This window comes from Flavobacterium saccharophilum (assembly GCF_900142735.1).
Lineage (GTDB): Bacteria > Bacteroidota > Bacteroidia > Flavobacteriales > Flavobacteriaceae > Flavobacterium > Flavobacterium saccharophilum.
This window is the reverse complement of the sequence record NZ_FRBY01000004.1, coordinates 209,102-231,159: the sequence shown is the minus strand read 5'-3', so window position 1 is coordinate 231,159 and position 22,058 is coordinate 209,102. Positions and strand designations below refer to the sequence as shown.

Genomic DNA, 22,058 nt, shown 5'->3' with positions numbered 1-22,058 from the left:
AAACATTTAAAATTATATGGAAGAGCCCCATCGGGGTGATATATTTCGCTCCGCTGGAGCTTATCTTGTCAACTTGTATTAATTGCTATAAACATATCGTCCAGCTGGGACTGTAATTCGTGAAAATTCGTGCAATTCGTGGCAAACATTCTCTACTCTGAAACCTCTAATTGCAACACCACATTCTGATAGCGTTTACTTAACGAAAACAACTGCTCGGCAAAAATCATTATGGCAAGAGGAACAAAGAAAAATGCCGTTAAATTTTCTTCATATAAAAAGTAAGTTGTAATCATAAAAAGACGAGCATATTCCAGATAATAAATCCATTTTCGCTGTTCTAGTAAAGCACCGCAATTGATTAAGGTTATCAGAATAAAAGCCAATACAAAAGCTTTATCGAAGCCATTTAAATAATCAAAATAATAAGTAAAAACGGTTAAAAACAAAGTACAAACTCCTAATTGAATATAGAGATAATTTCGAAATTTCAATCGTTGGTGTGGATTCTCTTTGTCTTGCAGAAAGCGCTTTTCTAACGTTGGCCGAATATCCTGATCCATATGTGCGGGACTTCCAAAAACAGCTTTCCATCTGGCTTTAAAACCTTTTGACCGTTTCCATAATTCATAAATCTCAAAATAGTAATGAAAGTGCTGCCATAGAAAACTATAACTTTTTAAGGGATGTGTCAGTCCGTATTTTGGTTTTTCTTCTTCTTCCTGGAAAGTTCCAAAAAGACGATCCCAAAAAGTAAACATATCTCCGTAATTTTTATCCAGGTATTTTTCATCAGAGGCATGATGAACACCATGTACAGCAGGAGTTACAAAAACATATTCCAGCCATTTTATGCTGCCAATAAGTTGCGTGTGTGTAAAGAACGAATACGCTCCGTGCACAATCAACATCGTAATTACCATTGTTGGATGAAAACCAACAAAAGGCAATACACACCAAAATCCCGTTCGGATAACAGCCTGAAAAGTGGTAATTCTGGCTGCAGCGGTAAAATTAAATTCTTCACTATGATGGTGTACAATATGTGCAGCCCAGAAAAAATTAACTTCATGTCCTAATCTATGGTACCAATACCAAACAAAATCGGTAGCGAGAATTAAGGCAAACCAAACAAAAATATTAGCCGGAATATCAAAAAGCCTGTAATTATCATAAATCAAATAATACAGCTGATAAAAACTGGCCGCGATAAAAAGATTAATTAATCTCTCGGCTATACCAATGCTAATGTTTGAAACAGAACTTTCATAATTGAAAATTTCCGGTCTCTTTTTACGTTTTGCCAGCTTGTATTCCAAAAATAAAAACAAGAAAAAAGCAGGCATAGCAAAGGCAAGAAAATTAATATTTTTCATTTTTAAAAATTACTTTTTAATAGAGAAGAAAGTCATTTATAAACCAAGAGAGAAAGATATTTTTACTTAATTAATTTCGCTTACTAACCAAAAACGATTTCAATAAATAAAAAATCTTTCTCCCAAACCAATATTTAATTCTGCTTGAATTTCGGAGCATCCAATGCTACCTCTTTCACTAATTGTACATCGGCCACTTTTTGCAATGCAATAATATAGGCTGCAATTCTTGGCGTCACATTGTGCTTCAATGCAATTCTGAAAACCGTTTCAAAACCTTTTTCCAAAATATCTTCTAAGCGGGTGTTAATCTGATGAATTCTCCATGACTCTAGAAGTGAATTCTGAAGCCATTCAAAATAAGAAACTGTTACACCGCCAGCATTCGCTAAAATATCAGGAACAACCAAAACATTATTGTCATGTAATATCTTATCGGCATCAGAGGAAACAGGTCCGTTAGCGCCTTCCACAATAATTCTAGCTTTAATATCAGCAGCATTTTTCTGTGTAATAACATCTTCCTTGGCTGCCGGAATCAATACATCAACATCTAATAACAACAAGTCTTCATGTTTGATGGCAACCGAATTTGGATAACCTTTAATATTTTTATTGTTCAGATTATAATACAAAATTAGTTCTGGAATATTAAGCCCATCCGGATTATAAAAAGCTTCTGAAACATCACTTACTGCGACAATTTTCAACCCTTTTTCGTATAAAAATAAAGCCGAATGTAATCCTACATTTCCAAAGCCCTGAATAGCTGCAGTAGATCTCGCTGGTCTCAATTTCAATTTTTGAAGGGCTAATAATGTAATAATACTTACACCTCTTCCCGTTGCTTCTACCCTTCCTAATGAACCTCCGGAATGCAAATGTTTTCCAGTTACTACAGCATGAATTGGCTTGCCATGAAGTAACGAAAACTCATCCATCAACCAGCCCATTTCGTCTGGTCCCGTTCCCATGTCTGGTGCCGGAACATCCTTGTTAGGTCCAAAAATATCGGCTAATGCTTTCGTATATCCTCTCGTAATTTTCTCTAATTCTGCTTTAGAATGTTTTCTCGGATCACAAATAATTCCGCCTTTTGCGCCTCCAAAAGGAATTCCGGTTACGGCAGATTTCCAGGTCATCCAAGCTGCCAGTGCTTTAACTTCATCAAGATTTACGGCTGTATCGTAACGAATTCCTCCTTTTGAGGGCCCTAAAGCTGTATTGTGAATTACACGATATCCTTCAAAATTTTGAACGTTTCCGTTATCTAACACAATCGGGAAATTAACCACGATTTGTTTTTCCGGACGCTGCAGTTTTTGCCTGATTGATTCGTCCAGATTAAGAATATCGGCTGCGATATTAAAACGATCAATCATCGATTGAAAGGGGTTCTGTTTAATTATTTCTGTGCTCATAGTGTATATCTTTTAAATTTGAATATTTGATTTGTATTTTTCTGTTTTTTAAGATGCTCTTACTTACAGCAAGAAAAACGTCAATTTTATCTCCAACATCGCATTCGACAACATGGAATTTTGATCAGACAACACTGCATCATAATATTCGTATTTCTATTTGGTCTCATTTCTTTATTTTTTAATAGTTCTAAAAAAAGCCTTTCATTGGTGCATGAAAGGCTAAAAAAAAAATAACTAACAAGTGATTTTCTATTAACGCCATTTCACTGCATAGTTCACCATGCAACACAACGTGGTGCTGCACATGATCTGAATGATATTTTGACTAGAGTATTTCATTGTTGAGGCAAATTTATAAATATATTTCTTAAATTCTATAGAATTAGTCGAGTTTATTTTAAATAAATTAAAACTTAACTTTGAAAGAGCTGTAAATAAACGAATTAGACTACATAAAAATTTTACTTAAATTGCGAAATAACAATAAAAACTATCGCAATTAAGGCTAAAAAGACACCAATGAAGTTAATTTTTGATAATTTTTCCTTGAAAAAAAGCAGACCAACAAGACTTCCTAAAATAATAACCCCCATATTCATTCCGGCAAAAACAGTTGACGGATTTTCCGAAAACGCTTTATGTGCTTTTAGGTAAAACAATATATTTCCGAAATTAAACAGTCCAACTAACCCCCCGAAAAGAATGTTTCTTAAGGTGAGTTTTTCCTTTTTTGTGATCATTCCAAACAGCACAATCCCAATAGCAATTAGTAAGGAGATTGCAAAAACAACAAATAGAGATGTTGGATAAGGTAATGTTGTGTATAATGCAATTTGCTTGAACAGAATATCGATTATCCCAAAACCTATTAAAACTACGGCTGGATAAATCCATTTATTTTCTGCGTTCTCAGATTGTTTTTTTAGAATGAATAAAAGTGCCAAAAAGCCAATCACAAGTCCGATGACCTTATAGGAATTAAATTCTTCTTTAAAAATAAACCAGGCTGCAAGTATTGGAATAAAAAGAGATAAACGCTGTGCAGCATCTGTTTTTACGATTCCCATATGTTTGATGGAAGCTATCAAAAACAGAAAAACGACTGGTAATAATATTCCAATGGCGATATAAATATTCCATGGTGCTTTTGCATCAACTTCACGTAAATTGGGACTGAAAGTAAAATAGCAAAGTGCCAATGCTGTTACGTAATTGAATGCTACAATCTGAACCGGATTAGTATCAAATTTTCGGGTGAATTTAAAAATAACACCAACAATTACGCTGCAAAGAATACTAAGAATAAGGAATAACATAGAATCGAAATTTGAATGCAAAAATAAGACTAAACAACTTCTGTTTTTTATTCATGTCCAAAATATTTCACATAATGATGCTTAAATTCAGTTTGCATTAATTCAGAAGTGACGCCACCAAATTGAATTTCAAATTGATCTGAATCCATTCCTGTTATTGCACCTCCCCAACCTGGCAATTGACTACCATTTTGCAAAAGAATTTTTAATTCGGGGATTACAATTGTATCAATAAACTTTTCTTTAGGAAAATCCGAATTAATCTGAATCTTATATTTTTTACAATGATTTCGAAACAAATCGTAAGGAGAATCAATCCCATCAAATATTATTTTTCCATGCACTACTCCCATTGGCGGGTCTGCAAATTCAAATTCTGTATAACCTATATTTATACCATTGAGTTCTAAAATATATTTACTTGCCATCTTTATTTCTTTATCAAAAATCCAAAAGTAACTATTTATATATTTTTAGGTTAAAATTTAATCACTTTTCAGCCAACCCGTAATACTCATTCTGGTATTTTGGGTAACCAAAACTTCATGAACCAATTCATTACTTTTGAAGAAAACGGTTTTGCCCTGAGTAGGCGAAATTTTTTGATTGTTATTTTCCTGGTGAATCATCAATTCTCCGCCGTCACTTTCCAGCCAATTACTATTAAGATAACTGATCATAGAATACTTTCGGCTCGGATTATTTTTGAATTGATCTAAATGTTTCAGATAAAAATCACCTTTTTCATATAAAGAATAATGGAATTCATAACCTGTGATTCCGGTATAACAGCTTTCATTTAAATAAATAATGAAAGCCTCAATTTGTGCGAAGAATTCATTTTCAAAAACATTATTATGCTTTTTATCCAACCAATAAATAGAATCGCTTCGGATTGCGCCGTCGTATGACAGTTTCTCAGAGTTCCCAATTCCGGCTTCAGACAACAAACTTCTCTGATTTAAATCGAGTAGATTTTGTTTAAGATTATCTGCTAATTCTTTGCTTAAAAAATGCTCTGAAATACCTACTTTATTTTCGATGTAACTTGCAATCAAATCTTCAAAACCTTCGTCCATTTTGTTTTTGGGAAAGACTGCAAATGCAGCCAACGGAGCAAGGTAGCCGAAATAAAACTGGTAATGGGTTTATTTTCAATAAATAAAAATCTGATAGGTTCGGTGCAATCTTGTCATTTCGACCGAAGGGAGACTAGAGCGATAGCGACTGGCGAAGCAAATCCTCGCGAGAAGCGCGCCAAAGATTGGGACTATCGTTGCGGAGTTACTTTCGGGGATTTCTCCTTCGTCGAAATGACAAACTGTACGAAAAATCGAAACTTAATATAAAAAACCCGACAGCTTTTCAAAAGCTATCGGGTTTACTTCTACGCAAAGTTGTAATTCATAATTAACAATTCACAATTCACAATTTATAATTTACTAATATAACTTCCGTACATATCTTTAAACTGATGTCCTTGTGCAAAACGATCTTTACTTAGTTTTTTATATTCTACCAAAGCCCATAAAATAAATTCTTTCATGAAATATTGGTCTTTTTTATCTAACTGCGGCTGATATTTCTTCAATAAAGTATCTAAAGGCGTTACTTCATCAAGAATACTTTTATATTCAGCATCTGAAGCATCATCTAACAATTCGAAACCGCTTTCTGCAAAAAACCATTCGATCAAATCTGAATATGGTGTTTTTTCTCCCGGTTTTTCTAATTTTTCAATTTTAGGAAAGAAATCAGAAAACAAAGTTCGTATAGCTGAGCCAATTAAATTCTGCGCTACAGCAGCCGCTCCCTCCTGCTCTCCTTCGTAAACCAACTCTACCTTTCCAGTAATTGCAGGGATAATTCCGATGAAATCAGAAAGACGCAAAATGGTATGATCAACTCCGGCTTTTAAGGCACGACGCTCTGCTGTACTAATTAAATTCTCATAAGCTGTTATGCTCATCCTCGCACTTACACCGCTTTTATTATCAATGTATTCGCTGTCACGCGCTTCAAAACTAATTTGCTCTAAAATATCTTTAGCCAGACTTGGCACATAAACGATTTCGCTTTGCGTTTCGTCTAGTTTGGCTTCCTGTTCCGTAATCGTTCTGGCAATGGCAACACTTTCCGGATAGTGTGTCAGAATTTGAGAACCAATTCTGTCTTTAAGAGGTGTTACAATGCTTCCTCTGTTCGTATAATCTTCCGGATTTGCCGTAAATACAAATTGCATATCCAACGGCATTCTCAATTTAAAACCTCTAATCTGGATATCGCCTTCCTGCAAAATATTAAATAAAGCTACCTGAATTCTGGCTTGTAAATCGGGTAATTCGTTGATAACAAAAATAGAACGATTCGCTCTCGGAATCATTCCGAAGTGAATTACACGATCATCTGCATAAGACAATTTTAAATTTGCTGCTTTTATCGGATCCACGTCTCCAATTAAATCGGCAACCGTTACATCTGGCGTGGCAAGTTTTTCGAAGAAACGCTCGCTTCTGTGTAGCCATGAAATTGGAGTTTCATCCCCTTTTTCGGCAATAATATCTTTTGCAAAACGTGAAATCGGGTTTAACGGATCGTCATTAATTTCTGAACCGGTTACAAACGGAATATATTCATCTAATAATTCAATCATTTTACGAGCCAAACGCGTTTTCGCCTGACCACGAAGTCCTAATAAATTGATATTGTGTCGGGATAAAATAGCGCGTTCCAACTCTGGAATTACCGTATTTTCAAAACCATGTACGCCTTCAAAAACGGGTGTTCCTGATTTGATTTTCTCACGAAGATTATTTCGCAATTCATCTTTAATACTTGTGCTCTTATATCCTGAAGCCTTTAATTGACCGAGTGTTTTTATCTTATCTATTTCCATTTTATTGAAATGTCTTGTTGTTATTTTATTTTGATTGTGTTAGACGCACTGCTGTAGGTCTCTACGATATGCGTTGTGTATAAAAATCTTAGCACCTTAGAATCTTAGTATCTTAGAAACTAAAATTAACGTACTCGTTTTTTCCTATTCGTTTCATAATCTTCAAAAATCATTTCGCCCAAACCTTTCAGTCCGGTATAAAATGCTTTTCCTTGGTTTGCTTCTGTAAAATGATTCACAAAACGCTGTAAATAGGGATCATTTGCAATCATAAATGTTGTAATCGGAATATGAAGTTTTCTGGCTTGTTGCGCTTGTGTGTAACATTTATCGACGATATACTCGTCAAGTCCGTTACTGTTCATATAATAGGAACCGTCACGTTCGCGAACGCAGCTTGGTTTTCCATCGGTAATCATGAAAATTTGTTTGTTGGTATTTCGTTTTCTTCGTAAAATATCCATTGCCAATTGAAGTCCTGCAACCGTATTGGTGTGATATGGCCCAACTTGTAAATATGGCAAATCCTTAATTGGAATCGTCCAGGCATCATTTCCGAAAACCAAAATATCCAATGTATCCTTTGGATAGCGTGTTGTGATTAATTCAGCCAAAGCCATTGCCACTTTTTTCGCAGGCGTAATTCGGTCTTCGCCGTACAAAATCATACTGTGACTGATGTCGATCATCAAAACCGTACTCATTTGGGCTTTGTATTGCGTTTCTTCCACAACCAAATCATTTTCGGTCAGCATGAAACTTTCTACACCATTATTGATCTGTGCGTTACGCAAACTCTCGGTTAAGGCAATTCGCTCTAAACCATCCCCAAAATTAAATTCACGGAATTCACCGGTATGTTCATCGCCATTTCCGGCATGTTTCGTTTTATGATTTCCGTTTCCGGAGCGCTTTAAGTTGCCAAAAATCTGATCTAAGGCTTGTTGTCTGATAGCACGTTCTGTTTTAGCAGTAATTCCAAAGCCAGACGTTCCATCCGGTTTTGCTTCGTCTTTTATATAACCTTTCTTTTTTAAATCTTCGATAAAATCATCGATACTGTAGTTCTCGTCCGTCAGTTTATATTCCTTATCTAACTCCCGAAGCCAGTCTATAGCTTCATCAAAATCCCCCGAAGTATGGGTGATAAGCTCTTTGAAAATGCCAAAAAGTTTTTCAAACGGAGACTGAAATGGGGCTTCGTACGACTTAAAATAAAAACCTTTTTTAAATTCGTTTTTCATAGTTCTAAAATTACAGCTTTTTAGAATTACGAAAAAAGAAACGTTTATTAATTTTTAGTTAAAATATTACATTAAAAGCAGTTGAAACCAAGGCAAATTCTGTCAATTATTCAAACTTTCCGTCAACATAATACCATGCATTGTTTTCGAATTTAAAAGTTGAAAATTCATAATGCGTTTGAGGTTTTCCATTTGAATCTATAAAATAAGCCTTAAACTCAACTGTTTCTTCAGAAGAACTTAAAATTTCCAATTTTTGCCATTTATTCGACGTTGCCCATTTTAAGATTTCGTCTTTAGAATAATATTGTCTTTCAGAAATATGGGTAGTCTCTAAAAGATAATCGGCGTTATGAGTTGCATAAGCCGAATATCTCGAACGCATTAAAGCCAATGCACTGGGTGCTTTTTGATTGTTGTCAAGATATAATCCACAACACTCATTAAACAATAAACCCGTATCACAAAAACATTTTTTATTCTCCATCAACCGCCTCTTCTCCATTAAGCTTTACATGCAGCTGATTCAATAAAACCTGATATCTGCTGATTTCTCTTAGTTCTTCATCTTCTTCAGCATGATCCAGCATTTCATCTAAAGTTTCATTTACTTCAAGCAATTTATTATTGGCTTCTCTGTCGTTTTTTGCAGCAATCAAATCAATTATTTCCTGCACACTTACTTTTAAATCGTCGAATTTACTATTCATATCTATTATTGTTATTTTTGTTTCAGGTTTCAGGTTTCAGGTTTCAAGTTGCGTAACGTAACCTGAAACCTGAAACTAAAAAAACTTGAAACTTTTTCTACTCTTCGTTCTTTTTATCTTCATTAAACTTTTTCACAATTTCTTTCAGCTTTTCCTTGCGTGCAACTTCAGCCTGTTTCTTTTTGTTCTGGGCTTTGTGCAATTTGTCGTTGTGCGCTTTGATGTTCTTTTCGTTGTTGCGTCCCATTATATTTCTCTTTTAATTTCTTCTAAAGTTTTCTCGGTATAAATCAAATCTGTAATAATCCTTTCTCTCAAAACATCAATATTTTCATCGAAATGTTTTGCCCAGGAAGTCAATTGCTGCAGGTTTCTGATTTGTTTGATCCGTTTTGTCGTCTCAAAACTTGTTCTCAGAATCGCTTTTTTATCATAGTCCGGATTATTTTTATGCTGATAGATTACGGTGTTCTTATCAAAATCAGCTTCAATATAATATAGTTTTTCTTCGGCATTATCCGGATGGAATTCGCTCCAGGCTGCGAAACCTATTTTTGTTTTCGAAGGCGTTTCCGGTTCCATTGCAATTAAACGCCATTTACTATTAGCCAATCTTCCCCAATGATTCGAAACTCTATACATTCCGGCTTCAGTATAATAATACGTGCTGCCGGCCTTACTTTCGAATTGTTTTTTTAATCCTTCAACTGCTTCCGGAAGCACTTCATGAAAAACACAAAAGGTGTTTTTGAACGAATTTGGATGTGGCCTGAAGTTTTTTTGCATATGCAAATATACTGAGATTGTCGCGAACTCCCTAAAACAAACATTAAATGCTTAACTTTGTAACCTCAATTTAAAATATAGAAAGTTATGTCTAAGGATTCACAAGATAAAATGCCCCAAAAAGGAGTCTACACCGGTATCATCGAAAAAGATGAAAACAACAATTATTTTTGTGGTGAATATCTTTTAGATTACAAAATTGCTCATTCAAATTTTAATCTTGGAGATTGGGTTACCATTAAATCGGTGATTGAAAACCCAAGTGATATTAGTTACGATAAATATCCAAAGAAGTCTAAAAACTTTGATAAGGCGAATCATAAGCCTGAGAATAAATAATTTGTTTCAGGTTTTCTTTGTTTCAAGTTGTGAAATGAGAGAAAAAATTTTACCGCAAAGTTCGCAAAGAGTTACGCAAAGTTCGCAGAGCTGACATACAGCTTTGCGAACTTTGTGTTTATTTAGATACCGATTAGTTAAAAAACCTTGCGCACTTTGCGGTTAAATCAACGCACATGCTTTATTTTTTCGAATATTTTTTGCCTTAAAACTAAAAAGTTAAAAAAAAGTGTACCTTTGCAAAAAATTTGTCGTTTTGAAGTAAAAAACACTCATTTCAAACTAATAGACAATAAGTTACCTTTTATTTATGAAAAAAATAGTTGAATACCGCAAGTTACTAAACGTAGACAAAACTGCTGAGTTAAAAGATTTGAAAACCATTTATCGTAATGCGATGAAGGAAGCTCATCCTGATAAATTTCAAGGTGATGATGCTGGTTTAAAAGCAGCAGAAGAAAAAAGTAAAGCGATTATTGAGGCTTATCACTTTTTGGTAAGTATTAATCCTGAGACGATTAAAGCAAATTTACCAGAATATACTGAAACGATTTCAACTTGTTCAATTACAGATTATAAATTTGTTGAAGGTCGTTTAATTATCGATTTCTCTAACGGAAGTGTTTACGAATACATTAGTGTTCCTAAAGCAACTTACGTGAAAATGGTAAACGCTGATTCTCCTGGAAGATTTGCAAAAAGACACATTTTGAACTCTTTCACATGGAGAAAGAAAACAAATCAAGAATAGTTTTACGCTAGAATATACCTAAAAGCACTCTGTCTACAGCGTGCTTTTTTTATGCTTAAAAATCAGAAAATTGCTTAGTTTGAGTTTAAATAAGTAATTAATTAAGAGTTTTAAATCAATTAAATACACGAAAGACACTGAAAACATGACAGTTGAAACAAAAAAAACTATAACAAAATTTTAGGTTACAAAATTCTTTATGTTTTATATTTTTAGATACTTTTGTTGCACAAATCAATTAACTAATTAATTTTATAATGAAAAAAATATTTTTTTTACTTACCGCTTCAGTTGCGATAATGTCATGCAGCAAAGTTAAAGACGGAGAATACCTTATTACAGGAACTGCAAAAGGAATTGCAAACGGAAAAACAATCATTCTTCAAGGTCAGGATCCAACAACAAAAATGACAGTTGCTCTTGATACAGTAAAAGTTGAAAACGAAAAATTTGAAATAAAAGGAAAAGTAACTGAACCAGCTTTTCATACTTTAATTCTTCAGGATGCAAACGGACCAATCCCTTTTATCTTAGAAACTGGTGAAATTACAGTTGCAATTGATAAAGACAGTATTCACAAAACTAAAGTTGGTGGTACTTATAGCAATGATGAGTACGTAAAATTTGACGAGGATCTTAAAAAATCTCAAAAAAGATTAATTGATTTTCAAAAAAATAACACTCAGAAAATGCAACAAGCTCAACAAGCTCAAGATACAGCAACTATCAACGGTTTGATGAAACAATACATGACTATTCAAACTGAAGTTCAGGCAGATTCTAAAAAGAAATATGTTGCTTACGCTGAAAGTCACCCAAAATCATTTATCTCTGTATTGATCGTTAAAGGAATGTCTGAAGATCCAACAGCGGATGCTAAAAAAATTGAAAGTTTATACAACTCATTAGATGAGTCGTTAAAAAATACTACTCCTGGAAAAGAAGCAAAATCTAAAATAGGTCAAGCAAAAATGCCTGCAGTTGGTGCAACAGCTCCTCCGGTTGGCAGCGCTAAATGAAGATCAGACTTTTCTGCTCCAAATCCTGAAGGCAAAGTAGTTTCGCTTAAGGAAAGCTTAGGAAAAGTAACTATTGTTGATTTCTGGGCTTCATGGTGTGGACCATGCAGAAAAGAAAATCCGAACGTTGTAGCTATTTACAAAGAACTACATTCTAAAGGATTAAATATTGTTGGAGTTTCTTTGGATAAAGAAGCTGGTAAGTGGAAAGAAGCTATCGCAAAAGATGGTTTAACCTGGACACATGTTTCGAACCTAAAGTTTTGGGAAGAACCAATTGCTGCACAATATGGAGTTCAATCAATTCCGGCAACTTTTATTCTTGATGCATCAGGAAAAGTAGTAGCCCAAGATTTGAGAGGTCCTGAATTAAGAGCAAAAATTTTAGAGCTCCTAGCGAAATAAAAACGATACTCTACATAAAACAAAAAAAAATCTCCCTAGTGGAGATTTTTTTTTTTGCAAAAATTAATGAATTTAAAAACATCTAAAAGAATGTTGTTTCTTTTAGAATAAATCTACCCTAAAGAATAAAATAACGTTCGTCTACGACCAAATAAGCAAACTAGCACATCAAATAGCTTTTACATAAGATTGTTCAATCTGGACGCGTTTTTTCGCAATTTTGAGCAGAATAAATTCCTATTTAATTTCAGATTGAATTAATTCGGCCAATCTTTTTACTTGATAAATCAGGAAAAAACAATTACATGAAACTTAAGAAATCCCAAATTAAGGGGACAAATGAGACCGCTTTTCACGAAAAAGAAAGAACATTCCGTGTGAATCGAAAAAAAAACTCGAATTGCGGCTTTTTTATTTTATTCAATACCAACAACTTAAAAATTAATTGAAAAATAACTTAAAATTAAGTGCGATTTTAGTTTGTAAACATCAAAAACGTTTATATATTTGCAACCGCTTAGAACAACAAAGCGCATCAATGCTGAGATCGGGGAGATACTCAAGCGGCCAACGAGGGCAGACTGTAAATCTGCTGTGTGAACTTCGCAGGTTCGAATCCTGCTCTCCCCACGGAAAGGCCTAAAAGGCGGAAAACTTAAAGTTTTCATTCTTTTTAAAAAGCCACAAAAAATGTCTGAAGACCTGCAAATTCAAGGATTTGCAGGTTTTTTTTATTTTAGGCCTATTTTCAATATTTATAAATCCTCACAAAATTAAAGGTGCAGAATCGGTGCACTTTCGGGCGCGCTGAAAAGTGCACCAGAAACAGTGAAAATCCCTTATACCATAGGGGTTAACGAGATTAACGACTTGATTTGGCAGTAATATTATTCTACATTTATTAACTTAAAAAGTAGGATTATGTTGGAAAGCAGTTTTGGTTTGGGATTCTTTTTAAAAAGACCCAAAATAGAAAGTAAAGAATGGATCGTATATTTCAGAATAACTGTTGACGGTATCCGTAAGGAAAGCTCAACTAAAAGAAAATGGGATAATACACGATGGGATCAAAGGTTCGAAAGAGCAGTCGGCTCAAAGGAAGATGCAAAGTCACTAAACTTCTTTTTGGATTCGCTGACTTTAAAAATCAATGAAATCAAAACCGAAATGATGTACAGCGGCAAAACCATAACCGCTGAGAAAATTATGGACGAGGTCCTGGGAAGGACAGCGCCAAAGATTAAGGTGCTGGAAGAATTTCAAAAGCATAATGATGAAATGGAGGCGCTTCTTGGAAAAGGCTATGCAAAAGGCACTCTTGACCGGTTTACCATTACTAAAAACCATTTGACTGCGTTTATAAAATTCAAGCTTAAAAAGCACGATCTTGAATTTGCGGATTTGAATCTCGAGTTTGTAAAGGATTTCGAGTTTTACCTTAGAACTGTACGCGACTGCAGCAACAACACCACCCTAAAGTATATTGCAAATTTCAAAAAGATTGTAATCCGCGCCATTGATAAGGAGTTAATCACCAAGGACCCATTTAAGAACTTTAAGGGACGAAAAACAAAACTGGTGAAAAAACCACTCACCGCACAGGAATTGTACGAACTTGAAAGTCATTATTTCACAACTGACAGGCTCAATGTCGTAAGGGATGTATTTGTCTTCCAATGCTACACTGGTCTGGCTTACATAGACGCTTATCAATTAAAGAAAACTGATATCAAAGAAGGCATTGATGGAAATCTATGGATTATGTCCGAAAGGCAGAAAACAAACTCATCATTTAATGTCCCTCTTCTTCCCCAAGCACTGAAAATAGTTGAAAAATATAAAGAGCACCCGCTGTGTATCCAGCGTGGAACCGTGCTTCCTGTTTCATCCAACCAGAAAATGAATGAGTATCTAAAAGAGGTGGCAGTCTTGTGTGGCTTTCCTTTTACATTAAACACGCATATGGCCCGCCGTACTTTTGGAAGCACTGTGACATTAAATAACAACGTCCCTATTAATGTAGTTAAAGAACTGCTGGGTCATGCATCGGTAAAACAGACTGAGGCATATGCTATAACTGAGCAGGCCACAATCGGTCGTGAAATGTCTATTCTCAATAAAAAACTCAATAAAACTGGATCCAAAATATCTAAACCTGATTTGGCGGTTCTCAGCAGGCTCGAAAAGGAAATTCAGGCAATCAAAAAGAAATACAACATTTCGTCGTGATCAATAAATTTCAAAATATATTTAAAATTAAAAGAGGCTATCTCAAATATTTTGAGATAGCCTCTTTTTACACAACTTAACTTCGCTTTTATATCCCGGATGATAAGATGGGGTGTACTTAATGTATCCTAAATCCTGAAGCTGTTTAAAATACTTATGATAAGTCGGCAGCGTATTCACATGTGACAGCTCCATAATTTTACTGCGGCTGACTTTAATCCTTCTTCTTTGGCCTTGCCTATAGCCTAATCCTAGTATTGCTGTCAAAATTGATAGATGCCAGACATTTAATTTAGGATCATTACTATACATTGACAGATAACTCATTATATAGCTTTCTTTTAATCTCCTAGTGTTTATCATCATCAAATAATTTTTGAAGATCTTCTTTATTATAGTAGTACGACCCAAGCACTTTTTTGAAACGGACTTTTTGGCTTGTTCTAAGATTCTGTACTGAACCTGCTGAAATATCAAGCAGTTTTCTCACAGACTTGCTTTTAATCCACTCTGGTTCCAAAGTTTCTTTCCGTCCAGAATCCTTATCTTTAAATAAAGCCTGTATTTTATCTACTAGAAGAAGACCAAACTGTCTCAGATCTTCCTTGGTTACAATTTCATTCATAGTACAATTTCATAAAATTATTAATTGCAGAACCTTACTGAAATAGTCTATCACACTTATCATGGGACAAAAGGACTTGAATTCGATAATGTTTTAATACTAATGGGTAATGCTTTTGGAAAAAATAAAATGTATTTCAAAAATTTTTTCATGGCAGTACAAAATGGCACAGAGGAAGATAATGAAGAATTTGAGCAGACAAAAAACCTTTTATATGTAGCATGTTCCAGAGCTATTAAAGATCTGAGAATATTATATCTTGATGATGTTACCGATTTTAAAGCTGCATTGTCAAAGATTTTTTTTGATGTAAAGCTATATTGAATTCTAAGTTAAAACCATAAAAGATGGAAAGCCTGAAAAAATACAATCTACTTTGCACATAGTGAAAACAGAAATTTAAAAACATCTTTTTCTCAGCAAAATAATATTTAAAATGAGAAGTAATAATAGAGATTCAAATGATAATTTAAGAATTTTCATATATTTAATAAAACCAAAAATATAAAATATGCCAATAAATTTATCTGATTTCCCTGAAAAAACAATTTACCCAATGTATTATCTACATCACTCAACCGCAAAAGCTTTAGAATCAAAACCGCAATTAAATGATTGAAGAAATTCTTCAACTAGATAACGCAAGAGCTGCAATGCATACAATTGAAATATCTAGTGTTAATAAAAGATCCGAAGGTTTTGCATGGTCACTCCCTAGCCTATTTCAATTCAAAGGTTGGAATCCAACATTTACTTTGGAATTTTATCCCGGTACAGACTAAAAGAGCCGGATTCCATATAAAACGGAACGAATATTATTTTTTATTCTAATCCGTAATTTTCATCCTTACGTTTTTCTCTTTCGATCTTTTCTTCAAAATCAATTATATTTTCTTTAGCGAATTCTTGAATTTTAACTTGTGGATGATTTAAAAGCTGCTGCAATAAATTTATTCTAGATTCGAATAAAGGTACTAGTGATCCTGACCAAAAATAGCTGTGAAGCACACTACTTAGGTTCTGTAAAAAAACGTCATTTTCGGCAAATCTCTTGAACATTTCCATTGCAAGTGCTGACCAAACTTCTTCGTCTTGATTTTTGACGGAAAATTGTATGAATTGGATAATTTTTTGCGGTGATTCAAATGGATATTGATCCATCCAATCAAGTAATTTGCTTTCCTCAAAATTATGATATGCCTTTAATAACTTTTTAAGATTGTACCAACCATAAAAGTCATTTCGCTGCATTTCAAGCGCAATAATAGGCCATGAAATATTCCAATAATCCTTGAGAATAATTTCTAAAATATCTTCTATGCTATTTTCATGTTTTAAGGATAATTCTTTTGTTGCACTTATAACTTCAATAGCAAGAAATTGAACTGTCGAATCATCTAAACCTTTTGCTTCTAGTTTTCTTAAAAGCTCAACATATTGACGCATTGAGAATGCATTGTATGTTCCTTCTCCTTTTAAAACACCTTCCCTTTGAAGCAATTGTTTAAAAAGGTTTAAAACTTTATCCGTAAGATCCAATTCTTTTTTAAAATTAAATTCACATAAATCAATAGCTACCCACCAGCCATACGGTTCGATATTTTTTAACCATTCAATGAAATTTATAATTTCATCTTCTGATAAAGTTTTTATACTTAAATATTGTAGTGATATTGCATAGTTTGGATTTTTCTCGATTAATGGATATAGAATTTCCAGGTCATTAATTTCCAATAGTAAATATCTTGTCAATTTAATGCTATGATAATTTACTTTATCATTTTTTAAAAACCTGCTAATTGTATCTCTTATGAAATCTTGATTTAAAATCCCCGCCAAGTATCCCTCAATAAAACTAATATTCTGTTTTTCAAAAGGAATCTGCTCTAATTTCTGAATTGCAGTTTCAATTAATTCACTGTAATCCGGATTATTATTTGCAATGTTTTTTGCAAAACCAAAAGTTAAACGCTGTTCGTCTTGAAGAAGGACATCCAAGTCATTCATCCAGCTTTTGTCCTTTAAATCAGCAAATTCATTAGCAAATTCATTAGCCTTTACTTCCGATCGATTAATAATATTCCCATCCTTGCCTTTATAGGTAGAATAAGGAGCGAGTGCTACCATAAATTCCAATTTCTCACGAATGGTATTTTTGGTGTACTTATTTAGTAATTCTTGAATTTTGTCAAAAATATCTTTAGGCAATTCTCTCTTTTCACTTAAAATATAATCAAACTGCTGGCGAAGATTTTTATCAATTTCAGATTTTTTCTCTAACATTTTTTCAACAGCATCCACCATAGCTTTCTGGTTTCCACTAAATATCTGCGAATTGAGTCTGTTTACTAATACATCATAACTTTCTAACTGAATTACATAATTAATTATATCTTCCCAATACTTAAATATTTCCGCACCAGTAGGATTGTAATCCTGCAGCTTTTCTCCAGCCTGTAAGTCAGCACCTCCCATTCTGGTAAACCCATGCACCATTAGACCTCTATCTAATGCAGCATTAATTATATTAAAACTGCCATTTTCACTCTGAATTAATTCGTTTAAAAGTTCAATTCTATCATCTAAAGTTGCTTCTGTAGCCGGTAAAACACATTGAAACAATTGAATAAATTGCGATTTAGCATTATTCCCTATGTTCTCATTTTCAGCTACTGCCAATCTATAAAGTAGTTTTGCAGCACCATTAAAAGTTTGCTTTCTGAATACTAATCTTTCCAATGCCCAAACCAGATAACGCCTGCCCTCTTTTATTTCTATAAGTTCCTCGTTTGATTTCGTATTTAAAAATGATTCTAAAGCATTTAAAATTTTATCTGGTTCCAATTCAGCAAGCCCCATTATTATTCTTGCACCTTGCTCGGAGTTAACAAATTCATATTTAGTCAGTAAGCCACCTTCTACTGACAGAATTTCTATTAAATGATGTGCTCCTTTTAATTTGTTCAGCTCGATTAATCTTTTACTGAATTGTTTTGACAAACCAATTTCGGTGATTTTTGTAAAAAACTGTTCTACATCTTCGTTTGCCAATTTCTCAAGTCTGTTAAAAGCTAATTCTTCAACAAAGACCTCTAAAACAATAAAGTCTCCAGCAATTTTAACAATACCTATTTCTTCTAACTTATTGATAATAAGTTCGAGATCTTCCCTTGTGGCAATCCCCGTTTGAGACAATAAAAATTCAGACTGCGGCTGGAAGCTGTCATAATACCCCACATGCGTAAAAAGAGAAAGCTCCTCTAACAGATTTAATACTTCGGGTTCACCTAAATCTGCACCTAAAAGCTGATTCCATTTTTCGTTATAATCAGTTGAAAACCCCTCGGACCCTTCTGGTATTTTTCCAATCATAGCAAGCGCATTCCTTAAATTCCCTTTAGCATTCTCAATAATGAAGTTTGTATTTCTAGGATTCCCATTCTCATTTGATATTTTTTCAATTATTTCATTGGCAAAATCTTGATCAACGAAATGGCTTGCTCCCTCACCGTCTTCATCATTACTGATTGTTAATAAGCTTATATGCGAATCATAGAAATATTCATTAAAAACTTTTTTATGAATTTTTAAAGGACAATTATCAAGTATGACAATTTTTCGCTGATTAAGTGTTTGAAGATCCAATAATTTGTTTTCAATCGATCTATAATCACTTCCATCAATATCATAATATAAAATCTTCTCTAAATTATCAACTTTAGGAAGTGAGCTGTCAATTTCTCTATATAGCTCATAAGCTAATCTTGTTTTACCAGAATTTTTAGGGCCGACAATTCTTTGAGGTCGATCTGTTCTTTCTAAGTCAATTCTAAGCTGTTTAATTTTTTCTTTGATATTCGAAGTTGGTAAATAAACTGTCTGATAATCTTTCGGCGACCAATCTTTGTGTAATCTTAGTGGCTTCCATTTATCTCTTTGATAGTCACTCTCTGAATGAATTGCTGCTTTTATTGCATCATAAAAATCTTTAGCTAACTCAGCTCTAACAGCTTTTCTGTTTTCATTATTTGATTCATTTAAATTATATGTAATTCCCCAACGAAACCCTTTTAAATCAACAGGCAAATCACTAGGGCTTCCATATGCCTCATTCATTACAGCTAAAGTTCTGTAAGTTCCCTTTTTGGCCCAAGCATAGCCGGTTTCTAAAAGAACATTTGGGTTTGGAGAAAGTTTACGATCTCCTTTTGGTATTCTGATAGAAGTAGAATCTGCATCTTCACCAATTATTTCAGCAGCTAAAAATTCTTTTGCAGATGTATATGTTAAATCGACAATAACCATATCTGATTCATTACTTTTCCTTAACATTTCATCAATTAACAATGGAGTACCAGGAGTTTTTCTAAAACCAAAATCTAATGATACATTTGTTCCTTCTGACCTGAATTTGGCAATTGCAATCTCAATTGCAGATTGAATAAATCCTTTTCCGAATTTATCTTCTACATCCATCTGGAATGCAAAGAAAACCTTATAATTCATTTCTACTTATTTATATAATTCATTATTAAGACCAACAATGGTTCTCTCCCATCTGCCACAGTCAAATATAAGAATTCATGGAATGTAAAATCATCTTACCAATTTAAATAACTATTTAATCATGGATTTCTAACAAAAAGTGGAGAGAAAATTAGCCTGAATTTATATAACAACTTTAATGTCAAACTCTTAAATGATTTTATGGTTCAAAGCCGAAACTTCTTTTTTTATTGCAGCAAATCTCTATGTATCCAAAAATTCGCTTCTAATAATTCATCGATCAAAATAACGCTATGAGTTTAGATCCTAAATCACAGCAATTAAAGATGGAAGTGATACCTTTTTTGCCACAAAAAGTTAAGGCGGTTTTTAAAGATATTTCACCAGTCTAAGTTTTGTGGTAGAATCCTGGCGCATGGAGTTTTTGAAAACTAGAAGCTCAGCAAAATCAAGGTCTAAGAAGTTTAGGTTCGAAACTTTTAGAGGACGATATTTGGGATAATAAAATATTCAAATGGATCAACTAGATTCTGGGTGCAGAATCGGTGCACTTTTTTTACGAGACAGTTCAAAACACTATAAAACTGTCACTTATAGACCTAAGTTCGAAACATTACTAACTTCAAAAACTGTTATGATAATGAGCAATCAGAGATTTGTGGTAAAATCGTGGCACATGGATATTTTGTAATCTAGAAATTCAACAAAATCAAGGTCTAACGAGATTAGGTTCGAAACTTTTAGAATCAATTTTCTGCTTGATGCTACTAGCGAATTTCTTTTCAAAAAATATTTGCAAATCGACAATAGCAGTTCTTAAAATCAGTTGTCTTATTGCATTTATTTCTATTCGTTTTATAAGTATCCTTCGATAGCCCATCATCAAAGATTTCAACAAGTATTTTGTAGTCTAATCGATCTCTTCTTTTCAATTTTTTTTATTCTATGAAATTCTAAAATTATAAAAAATAGCATTTTTTCTTTTTTCATTCAAAACATTATCGTAATATTGCAATATAAATATAAAACAATGGGAGCTACAAAAACAGATTACTTTACAGACAGTCAAAACGAACTTGCTGTTTTGGCTAAAGCATTAGGACATCCAGCCCGAATTGCTATTATGGAATATTTATTAAAAGTAGACACTTGTATCTGCGGAGATATAGTTAATGAATTACCACTATCCCAGCCTACAGTATCCCAGCATCTTAAGGAACTTAAAAATGCTGGTTTAATAAAAGGAAGCATTGATGGTAACTCTATTTGTTATTGCATTAATGAACCTGGATTAGAAAAAATAAAAGGCTTTTTCGAACATATCACCACTCATTTGGAAAAAAAGAGAAACGAGTGCTGTTAATTTTATAAAGATGGAAATAAGAAATTTGTTAGCAGTTGATTGGGAACAGGTTAGCTTGATATATGAAAAAGGCATAAATACTGGTAATGCTACTTTTCAGACCAGTAGTCCTTCATGGGAAGATTGGAATGCATCACATCTGGCCTCCTGCAGAGTTGTTGCAGAAAAAGATGGGCAGCTTCTAGGCTGGGCAGCACTAACACCAGTCTCTTCACGGTGTGTATATGCAGGCGTAGCTGAAGTCAGCGTATATGTTGATCCGCAGCAGTCAGGCAAAGGAATTGGTCTTATACTTTTAAACGAGCTTGTTCATTTAAGTGAAACTGAAGGCATATGGACGCTTCAGGCTGGTATATTTCCTGAAAATACAGCAAGTCTGCGTATTCATGAAAAAGCCGGATTCAGGATCTTAGGCATTCGCGAAAAGATCGGGAAGCAAAATGGAATCTGGAGAGATAACGTCCTTTTGGAAAGAAGAAGCAAATTAATTAATTAAATATTTACTTAAAAATACAATAGCAGCAATAATTGCTTAATCATAGTTATTACCACCGCTGCAAAAAAATATTATAAATTTTTAAAACACATAAATTATGAAACTTTCAGAAATTAAAGAAGTATTAAAAACAGTTGACGCTGTAAATTTTGAATTGCCAAACGGAAATTTTGTTCCGGAGTATTTCCATGTAACAGAAGTTGGTCTAATTACTAAAAACTTTATTGATTGTGGCGGAACAGTAAGAAAAGAAACTGTTGTAAACTTTCAGCTTTGGGATGCTAATGATTATGAACACAGACTTAAACCACAAAAATTGATTCATATAATTGAACTTTCAGAAAAGGTTTTAGGCATTGAAGATCATGAAATTGAAGTTGAATATCAGGATACCACAATCGGTAAATATGATCTTGATTTTAATGGCAAAAACTTTATTCTATTAAATAAACAGACTGCATGTTTGGCTCAGGAGCAATGTGGAATCCCGTCCGACAAATCAAAAGTAAAATTATCTCAATTAAATGCTGATAGTGCAAGTTCATGCGCACCTGGATCAGGCTGTTGTTAATT

General features: G+C 33.7%; 22 protein-coding genes, 1 tRNA gene and 1 pseudogene. 11 read left to right on the top strand and 13 right to left on the bottom strand.

Annotated elements, in window-relative coordinates:
* Positions 1 to 152: 152 nt before the first annotated feature.
* The 11 genes from BUA98_RS14220 to BUA98_RS14175 all read right to left on the bottom strand — a co-directional run bounded on the left by BUA98_RS14220 (position 153) and on the right by BUA98_RS14175 (position 9,752).
* Positions 153 to 1,376 carry a sterol desaturase family protein gene (locus tag BUA98_RS14220; protein ID WP_072973601.1) on the bottom strand — a complete coding sequence of 408 codons (1,224 nt, stop codon included), beginning with the start codon at positions 1,374 to 1,376 and terminating at the stop codon, positions 153 to 155.
* 134 nt (positions 1,377 to 1,510) lie between these two features.
* Positions 1,511 to 2,797, bottom strand: coding sequence for a Glu/Leu/Phe/Val family dehydrogenase (locus BUA98_RS14215; protein WP_244279209.1), 1,287 nt, complete (start codon positions 2,795 to 2,797; stop codon positions 1,511 to 1,513).
* A 464-nt stretch (positions 2,798 to 3,261) separates the two neighbouring features.
* Entirely contained in the window at positions 3,262 to 4,116 is an 855-nt protein-coding gene (locus BUA98_RS14210; protein WP_072973599.1) for a DMT family transporter, read from the bottom strand.
* Positions 4,117 to 4,163: 47 nt separating this feature from the next.
* Positions 4,164 to 4,544 carry a hypothetical protein gene (locus tag BUA98_RS14205; RefSeq protein ID WP_072973597.1) on the bottom strand — a complete coding sequence of 127 codons (381 nt, stop codon included), beginning with the start codon at positions 4,542 to 4,544 and terminating at the stop codon, positions 4,164 to 4,166.
* Positions 4,545 to 4,601: 57 nt separating this feature from the next.
* A complete protein-coding gene (locus BUA98_RS14200; RefSeq protein WP_072973596.1) occupies positions 4,602 to 5,195 on the bottom strand; it encodes a 2OG-Fe(II) oxygenase in 594 nt (197 codons plus the stop codon).
* A gap of 353 nt (positions 5,196 to 5,548) precedes the next feature.
* Positions 5,549 to 7,012 (bottom strand): sigma 54-interacting transcriptional regulator, encoded by a 1,464-nt coding sequence (locus BUA98_RS14195; protein WP_072973594.1) that lies wholly within the window; start codon positions 7,010 to 7,012, stop codon positions 5,549 to 5,551.
* 125 nt (positions 7,013 to 7,137) lie between these two features.
* Positions 7,138 to 8,256 carry a vWA domain-containing protein gene (locus BUA98_RS14190; protein WP_056192394.1) on the bottom strand — a complete coding sequence of 373 codons (1,119 nt, stop codon included), beginning with the start codon at positions 8,254 to 8,256 and terminating at the stop codon, positions 7,138 to 7,140.
* A 106-nt stretch (positions 8,257 to 8,362) separates the two neighbouring features.
* Positions 8,363 to 8,743 carry a YchJ family protein gene (locus tag BUA98_RS14185; protein WP_072973592.1) on the bottom strand — a complete coding sequence of 127 codons (381 nt, stop codon included), beginning with the start codon at positions 8,741 to 8,743 and terminating at the stop codon, positions 8,363 to 8,365.
* On the bottom strand, positions 8,733 to 8,966 hold the full coding sequence (locus BUA98_RS14180; protein WP_072973591.1) for a hypothetical protein: 234 nt from the start codon (positions 8,964 to 8,966) through the stop codon (positions 8,733 to 8,735). The genes BUA98_RS14185 and BUA98_RS14180 overlap by 11 nt, the downstream gene beginning before the upstream one ends.
* 97 nt (positions 8,967 to 9,063) lie before the next feature.
* On the bottom strand, positions 9,064 to 9,213 hold the full coding sequence (locus tag BUA98_RS22480) for a hypothetical protein (RefSeq protein ID WP_086065325.1): 150 nt from the start codon (positions 9,211 to 9,213) through the stop codon (positions 9,064 to 9,066).
* Positions 9,213 to 9,752 (bottom strand): hypothetical protein, encoded by a 540-nt coding sequence (locus tag BUA98_RS14175; RefSeq protein ID WP_072973589.1) that lies wholly within the window; start codon positions 9,750 to 9,752, stop codon positions 9,213 to 9,215. The genes BUA98_RS22480 and BUA98_RS14175 overlap by 1 nt, the downstream gene beginning before the upstream one ends.
* Positions 9,753 to 9,839: 87 nt before the next feature.
* Between BUA98_RS14175 and BUA98_RS14170 the strand changes: the two genes are divergently transcribed.
* The 6 genes and pseudogenes from BUA98_RS14170 (at position 9,840) to BUA98_RS14150 (ending at position 14,495) form a co-directional block, all read left to right on the top strand.
* Positions 9,840 to 10,091, top strand: coding sequence for a hypothetical protein (locus BUA98_RS14170; protein ID WP_072973587.1), 252 nt, complete (start codon positions 9,840 to 9,842; stop codon positions 10,089 to 10,091).
* A gap of 310 nt (positions 10,092 to 10,401) precedes the next feature.
* Positions 10,402 to 10,842, top strand: coding sequence for a KTSC domain-containing protein (locus BUA98_RS14165; protein WP_072973585.1), 441 nt, complete (start codon positions 10,402 to 10,404; stop codon positions 10,840 to 10,842).
* A 257-nt stretch (positions 10,843 to 11,099) separates the two neighbouring features.
* On the top strand, positions 11,100 to 11,861 hold the full coding sequence (locus BUA98_RS14160) for a DUF4369 domain-containing protein (protein WP_086065323.1): 762 nt from the start codon (positions 11,100 to 11,102) through the stop codon (positions 11,859 to 11,861).
* Between the two features lie 18 nt (positions 11,862 to 11,879).
* Positions 11,880 to 12,266, top strand: a pseudogene (locus BUA98_RS22375) (peroxiredoxin family protein); the annotation flags it as partial.
* Between the two features lie 549 nt (positions 12,267 to 12,815).
* Positions 12,816 to 12,896 (top strand) — tRNA-Tyr (locus BUA98_RS14155).
* A gap of 291 nt (positions 12,897 to 13,187) precedes the next feature.
* Positions 13,188 to 14,495: a site-specific integrase gene (locus BUA98_RS14150; RefSeq protein WP_035688725.1), complete on the top strand. Its 1,308-nt coding sequence runs from the start codon at positions 13,188 to 13,190 to the stop codon at positions 14,493 to 14,495.
* A 349-nt stretch (positions 14,496 to 14,844) separates the two neighbouring features.
* Here BUA98_RS14150 and BUA98_RS14140 read toward each other — a convergent pair whose 3' ends face one another.
* Positions 14,845 to 15,120 carry a hypothetical protein gene (locus BUA98_RS14140; RefSeq protein ID WP_012026320.1) on the bottom strand — a complete coding sequence of 92 codons (276 nt, stop codon included), beginning with the start codon at positions 15,118 to 15,120 and terminating at the stop codon, positions 14,845 to 14,847.
* A gap of 24 nt (positions 15,121 to 15,144) precedes the next feature.
* On the opposite strand from BUA98_RS14140, the gene BUA98_RS14135 reads away from it, so the two are divergent.
* On the top strand, positions 15,145 to 15,444 hold the full coding sequence (locus BUA98_RS14135) for a 3'-5' exonuclease (protein ID WP_072973582.1): 300 nt from the start codon (positions 15,145 to 15,147) through the stop codon (positions 15,442 to 15,444).
* Positions 15,445 to 15,731: 287 nt separating this feature from the next.
* Entirely contained in the window at positions 15,732 to 15,902 is a 171-nt protein-coding gene (locus BUA98_RS22370) for a hypothetical protein (protein WP_159433468.1), read from the top strand.
* A 40-nt stretch (positions 15,903 to 15,942) separates the two neighbouring features.
* Here the strand turns inward: BUA98_RS22370 and BUA98_RS14130 are convergent, their stop codons facing one another.
* A complete protein-coding gene (locus BUA98_RS14130) occupies positions 15,943 to 19,626 on the bottom strand; it encodes a hypothetical protein (protein WP_139257019.1) in 3,684 nt (1,227 codons plus the stop codon).
* A gap of 1,030 nt (positions 19,627 to 20,656) precedes the next feature.
* Between BUA98_RS14130 and BUA98_RS14125 the strand changes: the two genes are divergently transcribed.
* The 3 genes from BUA98_RS14125 to BUA98_RS14115 all read left to right on the top strand — a co-directional run bounded on the left by BUA98_RS14125 (position 20,657) and on the right by BUA98_RS14115 (position 22,056).
* Positions 20,657 to 20,989 carry an ArsR/SmtB family transcription factor gene (locus BUA98_RS14125; protein WP_072973580.1) on the top strand — a complete coding sequence of 111 codons (333 nt, stop codon included), beginning with the start codon at positions 20,657 to 20,659 and terminating at the stop codon, positions 20,987 to 20,989.
* 10 nt (positions 20,990 to 20,999) lie between these two features.
* Positions 21,000 to 21,485: a GNAT family N-acetyltransferase gene (locus BUA98_RS14120; RefSeq protein ID WP_072973579.1), complete on the top strand. Its 486-nt coding sequence runs from the start codon at positions 21,000 to 21,002 to the stop codon at positions 21,483 to 21,485.
* Between the two features lie 97 nt (positions 21,486 to 21,582).
* The gene (locus BUA98_RS14115; protein WP_072973578.1) at positions 21,583 to 22,056 is read left to right on the top strand and encodes a DUF6428 family protein; all 474 of its coding nucleotides are present in this window, start codon (positions 21,583 to 21,585) and stop codon (positions 22,054 to 22,056) included.
* The last annotated feature ends 2 nt before the right edge of the window (positions 22,057 to 22,058 follow it).

What these genes read in the sequence shown, in the direction of transcription:
- BUA98_RS14220 (WP_072973601.1), bottom strand. Translation starts at nt 1,376, where the DNA reads ATGAAAAATATTAATTTTCTTGCCTTTGCTATGCCTGCTTTTTTCTTG.
- BUA98_RS14215 (WP_244279209.1), bottom strand. Translation starts at nt 2,797, where the DNA reads ATGAGCACAGAAATAATTAAACAGAACCCCTTTCAATCGATGATTGAT.
- BUA98_RS14210 (WP_072973599.1), bottom strand. Translation starts at nt 4,116, where the DNA reads ATGTTATTCCTTATTCTTAGTATTCTTTGCAGCGTAATTGTTGGTGTT.
- BUA98_RS14205 (WP_072973597.1), bottom strand. Translation starts at nt 4,544, where the DNA reads ATGGCAAGTAAATATATTTTAGAACTCAATGGTATAAATATAGGTTAT.
- BUA98_RS14200 (WP_072973596.1), bottom strand. Translation starts at nt 5,195, where the DNA reads ATGGACGAAGGTTTTGAAGATTTGATTGCAAGTTACATCGAAAATAAA.
- BUA98_RS14195 (WP_072973594.1), bottom strand. Translation starts at nt 7,012, where the DNA reads ATGGAAATAGATAAGATAAAAACACTCGGTCAATTAAAGGCTTCAGGA.
- BUA98_RS14190 (WP_056192394.1), bottom strand. Translation starts at nt 8,256, where the DNA reads ATGAAAAACGAATTTAAAAAAGGTTTTTATTTTAAGTCGTACGAAGCC.
- BUA98_RS14185 (WP_072973592.1), bottom strand. Translation starts at nt 8,743, where the DNA reads ATGGAGAATAAAAAATGTTTTTGTGATACGGGTTTATTGTTTAATGAG.
- BUA98_RS14180 (WP_072973591.1), bottom strand. Translation starts at nt 8,966, where the DNA reads ATGAATAGTAAATTCGACGATTTAAAAGTAAGTGTGCAGGAAATAATT.
- BUA98_RS22480 (WP_086065325.1), bottom strand. Translation starts at nt 9,213, where the DNA reads ATGGGACGCAACAACGAAAAGAACATCAAAGCGCACAACGACAAATTG.
- BUA98_RS14175 (WP_072973589.1), bottom strand. Translation starts at nt 9,752, where the DNA reads ATGCAAAAAAACTTCAGGCCACATCCAAATTCGTTCAAAAACACCTTT.
- BUA98_RS14170 (WP_072973587.1), top strand. Translation starts at nt 9,840, where the DNA reads ATGTCTAAGGATTCACAAGATAAAATGCCCCAAAAAGGAGTCTACACC.
- BUA98_RS14165 (WP_072973585.1), top strand. Translation starts at nt 10,402, where the DNA reads ATGAAAAAAATAGTTGAATACCGCAAGTTACTAAACGTAGACAAAACT.
- BUA98_RS14160 (WP_086065323.1), top strand. Translation starts at nt 11,100, where the DNA reads ATGAAAAAAATATTTTTTTTACTTACCGCTTCAGTTGCGATAATGTCA.
- BUA98_RS14150 (WP_035688725.1), top strand. Translation starts at nt 13,188, where the DNA reads ATGTTGGAAAGCAGTTTTGGTTTGGGATTCTTTTTAAAAAGACCCAAA.
- BUA98_RS14140 (WP_012026320.1), bottom strand. Translation starts at nt 15,120, where the DNA reads ATGAATGAAATTGTAACCAAGGAAGATCTGAGACAGTTTGGTCTTCTT.
- BUA98_RS22370 (WP_159433468.1), top strand. Translation starts at nt 15,732, where the DNA reads ATGATTGAAGAAATTCTTCAACTAGATAACGCAAGAGCTGCAATGCAT.
- BUA98_RS14130 (WP_139257019.1), bottom strand. Translation starts at nt 19,626, where the DNA reads ATGAATTATAAGGTTTTCTTTGCATTCCAGATGGATGTAGAAGATAAA.
- BUA98_RS14125 (WP_072973580.1), top strand. Translation starts at nt 20,657, where the DNA reads ATGGGAGCTACAAAAACAGATTACTTTACAGACAGTCAAAACGAACTT.
- BUA98_RS14120 (WP_072973579.1), top strand. Translation starts at nt 21,000, where the DNA reads ATGGAAATAAGAAATTTGTTAGCAGTTGATTGGGAACAGGTTAGCTTG.
- BUA98_RS14115 (WP_072973578.1), top strand. Translation starts at nt 21,583, where the DNA reads ATGAAACTTTCAGAAATTAAAGAAGTATTAAAAACAGTTGACGCTGTA.